The sequence below is a fragment of the Anabaena sp. UHCC 0253 genome (genome assembly GCF_009712085.1).
Taxonomy (GTDB): Bacteria; Cyanobacteriota; Cyanobacteriia; order Cyanobacteriales; family Nostocaceae; genus Dolichospermum.
In genome coordinates, this window is sequence record NZ_VILD01000005.1 from 391,712 (window position 1) to 398,303 (window position 6,592).

Annotated in this window: 9 protein-coding genes; 2 read left to right on the forward strand and 7 right to left on the reverse strand. The window is 36.9% G+C overall.

The annotated features are described in order from the left end of the window. From FJR38_RS16030 to def, 6 genes are all read right to left on the reverse strand, one after another. Positions 1-1,246, reverse strand: a 1,246-nt coding sequence (locus tag FJR38_RS16030) for a DHH family phosphoesterase (protein ID WP_174764024.1), incomplete at its 3' end; no start/stop codon positions are given. A gap of 72 nt (positions 1,247-1,318) precedes the next feature. After that, positions 1,319-1,960: a GNAT family N-acetyltransferase gene (locus FJR38_RS16035; RefSeq protein WP_168538119.1), complete on the reverse strand. Its 642-nt coding sequence runs from the start codon at positions 1,958-1,960 to the stop codon at positions 1,319-1,321. A 12-nt stretch (positions 1,961-1,972) separates the two neighbouring features. Further along, positions 1,973-2,782 carry a PD-(D/E)XK nuclease family protein gene (locus FJR38_RS16040; RefSeq protein ID WP_168538121.1) on the reverse strand — a complete coding sequence of 270 codons (810 nt, stop codon included), beginning with the start codon at positions 2,780-2,782 and terminating at the stop codon, positions 1,973-1,975. A 167-nt stretch (positions 2,783-2,949) separates the two neighbouring features. Beyond that, the gene (locus FJR38_RS16045) at positions 2,950-3,216 is read right to left on the reverse strand and encodes a type II toxin-antitoxin system ParD family antitoxin (protein WP_168497563.1); all 267 of its coding nucleotides are present in this window, start codon (positions 3,214-3,216) and stop codon (positions 2,950-2,952) included. Between the two features lie 130 nt (positions 3,217-3,346). Continuing rightward, positions 3,347-3,550: a hypothetical protein gene (locus FJR38_RS16050; RefSeq protein ID WP_168538123.1), complete on the reverse strand. Its 204-nt coding sequence runs from the start codon at positions 3,548-3,550 to the stop codon at positions 3,347-3,349. 12 nt (positions 3,551-3,562) lie between these two features. Next, positions 3,563-4,126, reverse strand: coding sequence for a peptide deformylase (gene def, locus FJR38_RS16055; RefSeq protein ID WP_168497565.1), 564 nt, complete (start codon positions 4,124-4,126; stop codon positions 3,563-3,565). Between the two features lie 152 nt (positions 4,127-4,278). On the opposite strand from def, the gene FJR38_RS16060 reads away from it, so the two are divergent. Together FJR38_RS16060 and FJR38_RS16065 are read left to right on the forward strand one after the other, a co-directional pair. Continuing rightward, on the forward strand, positions 4,279-5,178 hold the full coding sequence (locus FJR38_RS16060; RefSeq protein WP_168538125.1) for an ABC transporter permease: 900 nt from the start codon (positions 4,279-4,281) through the stop codon (positions 5,176-5,178). A gap of 404 nt (positions 5,179-5,582) precedes the next feature. Beyond that, on the forward strand, positions 5,583-5,864 hold the full coding sequence (locus tag FJR38_RS16065) for a DUF2795 domain-containing protein (protein WP_168497567.1): 282 nt from the start codon (positions 5,583-5,585) through the stop codon (positions 5,862-5,864). 88 nt (positions 5,865-5,952) lie between these two features. Here FJR38_RS16065 and FJR38_RS16070 read toward each other — a convergent pair. Then, a partial coding sequence (locus FJR38_RS16070) for a transposase (RefSeq protein WP_254449485.1) occupies positions 5,953-6,592 on the reverse strand: 640 nt, incomplete at its 5' end.

The window sequence follows — 6,592 nt, forward strand, 5'->3', positions numbered from 1 at the left end:
GTGCCGAACCTCGCGCTAAGGATGGGCTAGAATCCGTCCCATTGTCCTTTCCTTCCGTACTTAACAAAATTGTGGGACGACCTGTTTCTTGGGCAATTTGTCCAGCAACCAAACCCAAAACACCAACCGCCCATTGTGGATCTTCTAAAACAATGACGCTAGTAGTTGATAAGTCTAATTGACTGAGTTTTTTAGTAACTTGCGCTTGGACATCTTTTTGTAAAGACTTGCGACGAGAATTAGCTAATTCCGTTTCTTCTGCAAGTTGTTGACAACGTTGAATATCTCTACTCGTCAATAATTCCACACAGAAACTAGCGTCACCATGAATGCGACTAACAGCATTAATCCGTGGACCCAAACCAAAAGAAATATCTGTCGGGCGATCGCCACTTTTCTGGCATAATTCTAATAATCTCCCTACACCTGGTCTTCTTCTCGCTGCGATTGGTTTTTTATAATCAGCTTGTAATTGTTGAATTCCCAACTGTGCCAAATAGCGACAATCACCACTTAATTGTACCAAGTCTGCAATTAATCCCACTGCCACTAAATCTAATAAATCAGTTAAAGGATGTTCAGGAATATCTGGCAAACTTTTATATAATGCTTCCACCAACTTATAAGCAACTGCAACCCCAGAAAGATGAAATAAAGGATGTTCTTTGGGTAAATAACGAGGATTGATAATTGCGACTACGGGAGGACGTGCTGATGGTAATGTATGATGGTCAGTAACGATAACATCTATCCCTAAACTTTGAGCATAAATAATTTCCGCAATATTTGTACTACCCGTATCACAAGTAACAATCAACTTACAATCTTGTGCAGCTAAAATATCAATTCCTGACTTATTTAAACCATGAGATTCTGTTAACCGATTGGGAATATAATAACTTAATTGATGATGTTGCTGAAAAAATTCACCCAACCCATCCCATAATACCGCAGTCGAAGTAATACCATCTGCATCAAAATCTCCCCAAATAGCAACTTTTTCCCCGGTTTTCCCCGCAGTTATTAATCGTTGCACAGCCAAATCCATCTCCTGTCCAAATTCCCAAGAATCAGCAGGTTGATAAACTTGATAATTAATAAAATCCGCTAACTTTTCCTCATTTTGAATTCCCCGTTGCCAAAATAATTGAGCAGCAAAATTACCACCATTTGCTGGTGCATACCTTTTCACTAATTCAATAAACCAATCTGGGGGTTGTTCCGTTCCCGTTAAAATCCATTCCATCTTAAACCACATTCTAACTTGTATATTTCTTTCTTCCTTTGCGCCTTTGCGCCTTTGCGTGAGACAAGGAATTTATTCATCATTATTAATTAAATCTTTTCCTAACTCATTAATTAAAGGATTGATAACTACATCATTAGGAATTGCTTCTGTTTTCCGGGTACGTATGGTAGGACGAGTACGTTTATAACCTGCCCTTTCTGCTTTTTGATGTTCATAATCTATGAGTCTACCATAATGTGGATGTTTACTTAAATTCATTGATAAGAAAATATGTTGACGCATATTTCCGAAACCTTTGCGATTAAAAAACTTCACCGCGGGTGTATTCGTGGGATCTGTATCTACTAACATAAACCGTACCCCATCTTCAATCATTCTCGCAATAATTTTATCAACTAATTGATCAGCAACTCCCTGACGTTGAAATTTAGGATTGACACCTAACCACAAAATATAACCATAAGTCCAAGATGCTTTGGTAATAATAGTTCCTAATACAAATCCTGCCAGTTCTCCGTCGTTTTCTGCAACTAAACAATATTCTGGATCTGTATTATAAAGTCCAATTACTTCCCATTCGTCCCAAGTGCGATACAAGTAGGGATATAAATCACTGGTAAATAATTCTTCACCTAAATGGTAAATAGGAGCAATATCATCAATTCCTATTTCCCGAACATAAATAATATCGTGATCATCAAAAGATTTCATATTTTTAAAAGTTCAAATTGAGACTTCTTGAATATTTTCCAGACTAGGAAATTGCGAATAAGTATTTTCAGTTACTTCTTTGATTTTTTGACGATGACAGCGGACAGCATATTGACAGGATTCACAGATTTTTGAAGATTCGGCAATTTGTGGAAATGATATATTATGATCTTGATAATTGTTTACCCATTTGGTGAAATCATTTAATAGTTGATTTAAGTCCTCTGCTGTTTTTTGATGTTCTTTTTCATTGTAAATAAATTTAATATTTTTAGTTTGTCCTTTTAATTGGACAAACCAGTAAGTCATGGAGATATTTTCTAATAAATAGTTGCTAGTTTCTGCCAATACATACAGATAAAGTCGTGTTTGCCAATTCTGAGCTAATATTTTTGGTTTTGGTGGTTGGGGATTGGTTTTCCAGTCGAGAATTTGGGCTTGGTTTTGATCAGCAATTAATAAATCATAAATGACTGTGAGTAGATAATCTCCAATTTGCAATGTCCGATAATGTTCACTTTCTCGAAAAGTTTGATGATCAGGATCAGGTGTAAATATATCTGGAGCAATTTTGGTAAAGTCGGTCATCCAATTTTGCAATCGAGGATCTGTTTGTAGTAAATTATCAATAGGTAAACCCATTTCTTTTTGCTGCATGAGTAGGTGAAACCGACTACCTAAAATTTGATATTCTTCGTGTTTAGGATCTAGAGGAGTATTAAGTTGTTCTAAATAGGTATGCTGGAATTTGCGAGGACAAGCTGTGAGTAAGTTGAGATGTCCCTGGGAGAGACGGAGTATTTGGGTAGAAGTTGATAACATGATTCTATCTTACCTATCTGAAGGTTAAAATATTAAGATAACTTTATTGCTCATCTAAATTCAAAAACAAAGACTCTAAATCCCTATATCCACTAACTACTCGAACAATTACAATACTATTTTTCAATAAACGATCAAAAATTATATATCCATCAATAGGAATACATCTATTTTTCATTCTCACGCGCTATCCTAATTTTTGCCTCTAATCTAGGCATAATGACATCACTATTAACCACCTCACCGCGTTCAATTTGAGCAAGTCCTACAGCCAATTTTTCGTGTGTTTCTCGTTCCCATTCCTGATACTCTTTTTCCCACTCTGATAATAATTTAAGTGCTTTAATTATTACATCATCGGCATTAGTATAATGACCTGTGGCAATATAAGCCTGTATTAATTCTGCTGTTTCTGGTTTAAGTTGAATATTCATAATTGACAATCTTCCTCTTAATTACCCATTACCAATTAACCATCACCAATTACCAAGTAAAAAATAAAAGGTAAAAGGGTGAAGTGTGCATTCCTCATTCATCCTCTTACCTTTTTCATATACCTGATGCTTATTTCATGTTAGCCCGTGCATCCCTCACTGCGGCAATAAAAAAGAATCCGGTGAGAGGAATGCTCAAAGCGAGGATAATGGCAGTGGCTTGGAAACCAAAATCTGGTTCTCCGTAACTAAGTTCAAAAACCGAACCAACCGCTGCGATCGCTGCTACACAAGCACCACCTAAAAATAAACCGCTTTTTGGAGTTAAATACACTGCTAGACCACCCTATGCTACTGGTTTCACTGCTTGATACGAGAAGCCATTTTTAGATAGCTCCTGGGCTAAAGTCAAGGAATTTTCTACACGATCTACAAATACCACACCATTGAGGTGATCCATTTCGTGCAGAATACAGCGACCGAGTAAATCATCAGCTTTTAATGTCTGGGGACGGCCATATTCGTCTTTATAGGCGATTGTTACCACTTCTGGACGTTTTACATCTAGATAGACGTTGGGAATACTTAAACACCCTTCCTGAGCCACGCAGAGTTTACTACTCACCTGTTTAATGGTGGGGTTAATTAATACCAATGGAGGATGATCTGGGTTATCTGGTTCGCAGTCAATGACAATCAGTTGTTTGTTAATCCCGACTTGGGGTGCAGCCAAACCAATGCCATCTGAGCTATACATAGTTTGCAGCATTTCCCGTACTAGTTGGCGGAGTTCGTCATCTATTTTAGTAATGCGCTTGGCAGGTTGACGCAAAACGCGATCGCCTAAGTAGTGCATCTGCAAAGGTGGATTTTTTAACTTTTTCTTCTCTACAGCAATATCAGAGGGCATGGTTCTTGATGGCTTTATGGTGAATAATCTAATTTGATTCTATCGTTAGTTGTCAGTGGTCAGTTGTTCGTTGTCAGTGGTCAGTTGTTCGTTGTCGGATAAAAATTTTTATTAATTGTCAATTGTCAATTATCCATTATCAATTATTTTTCATGTTTAAATATTTCACGAAACTAGATTACCTCCTCAAAGAAACCTTCCTGGGCTTAAAACGGGGGGGATGGATGAATTGGGCTGCTGTGAGTACGGTGACAGTGTTACTGTTTCTCTTTGGGTTAAGTCTGCAAGTCTCTTGGCAGGTAGAAACACTGTTAAATCAATTTGGTAGTCAGCTAGAATTATCAGTTTATTTAGAACCAGGTGTGCAAGCTTTTAACTTTGAACCACTAATTACAAAAATGCCCGAAGTTGCTGGTGTGGAAGTGATTACCAAAGAACAAGCTTGGACTAAGTTGGTGAAAGAATTTGGTTTAACTGATATTAATGGTGCTACTCAGCAGTTAGGGGGTAATCCTCTGGTTGATGAAATGAAGGTTAAAGCACTGAGTCCTCAAGTTGTCCCCAATTTAGCGACACAGTTAGCGAAATTGTCAGGGGTGGAGGTGGTGCAATATGTTGATGAAGCGGTGAAACGGGTTGCCCAGTTACATCAGGGTTTAAACTGGATTACTTTAACAATTACCATTATTTTAACTTTAACAGCGATCGCTGTCACCACAACTACTATCCGCTTAATTGTCATGGCACGTCGTCAAGAAATAGAAATTATGCAATTGGTGGGAGCAACGGCTACTTGGATTTATCTACCATTTATTCTACAAGGAATTTCTTTTGGTTTATTAGGTGGAGCGATCGCTTGGAGTTTTATTTCTCTCACTCAACAATTTCTCAACCGCTTACTAATCAATCAACCCGATTTTATCCAATTTCTCCGCAACGGTTTACAACTTACTACCTCTCAAACTCTACTATTACCTCTGATTCTCTTGAGTTTTGGTGCAACTGTTGGATTAATGGGTAGTTTATTTGCTGTCAAACGGTTTGCTAAGTAAATCAAAGGGTTTTTCCTCAATAGCGACGAATAGCGATCGCTCACTCAAATATATCCCGATTTTCCTGTTTTTTCCTGTTCTTTTTTTCAGAAGAGAGACTTAAATTTACTCCTTCTAGTTAACAAAAATCTCTCTGAAGATGAAAGGTAAGACGGAGATAATTAGGGGATGATGTCTATATAATTAATCTTTGATTTTTGAAATATATATAGAGTTAGAGTGGCTAACGAAAAGACCTTTTCCGCAAACCTCATATATAATTTATTTGCTGAACATCATACTATAGTAATAGTAAATATTTTTATAATCATCCAAATTAATTCTCAAGATAGAAGGCGTTAATAAATAATAGTTTTAAAGTAATAAGGTGAATCAATAACTTACGATTATGTAAGGAGACTTTTATGGCTACTAAATCCCAGGCAGGACGTGAAAATCGCGGTCCAGATAAAGGTGAAGCTTATGGTGTAGCAGCAGTAACTCAAGCACTTTCAGGGATAGACTTTCCGGCAACTAAAGAAGAAATCCTCCAGCAAGCAAGAGGTCATGAGGAAATTCACTGGACAAAAAACAAGACCATAGATTTAAAATCATTACTTGATCAAACCGGTCAAGATGAGTTTGAAAGTATGCCGGAGTTAGTGGAAGTTATCAGTGAAACGACGAGAGAAGAAGAACCTGCTTAACAATTGACAATTGATAATTGACAATTAATAATGGATAATTAGGGCTTGCTGAAAAAGTAGAAAAAGGCAAAAAAAATTAACTAGGTAGTTAGGCAAAAGCAAAGATAAGTTTTTGTTGTTTAAAATTAGGCAAAACATCACTTTTTCTAATTGAATTAAAGAAAAAAGAGATTATTTGGAAAAATTGCCATAAAAATCCCCAAAAAACCCTTGATAGTAAGGTAGAAAGATTCATAACTAAAAAAGTAATAGCAATAGCAGTTAGAGAGGTATGAGGAAGTTTAGCCATGACTCTACCCAAACTAAATCTTCGTTTACCCTGCCCAAATTTACCTTCAATACAGTTACGAATACCTTCGTCATAAGCAGCCTGTTTCTTATTTTCTTTACTGACATTTTTAGGTGGTCTTCCCAACGGCGGACCACTAATTCTAATTCCTCTTTCTTGACACCAAGCTCGATTCTCTCTTGTCCGATAAATTTTATCCACATGAACGGATTCAGGATAATATCCAGTGTCAGTTTTGTATGCCTCTACCTGCGATTTTAAGTCTCCTGATTCGTTAAAATTATCCCAACTGATGTGGTCTAAAAACACATATCCATCATGACAACTAGCTGATAACTTTGCTCCAAATTCTGTCCTTTTACCCGCTTTGCCTCTGATAATTGGACGGATATGTGGTTGAGTTAAACTGACTATACGGTCTTCTATTTTCTGTTTTTTA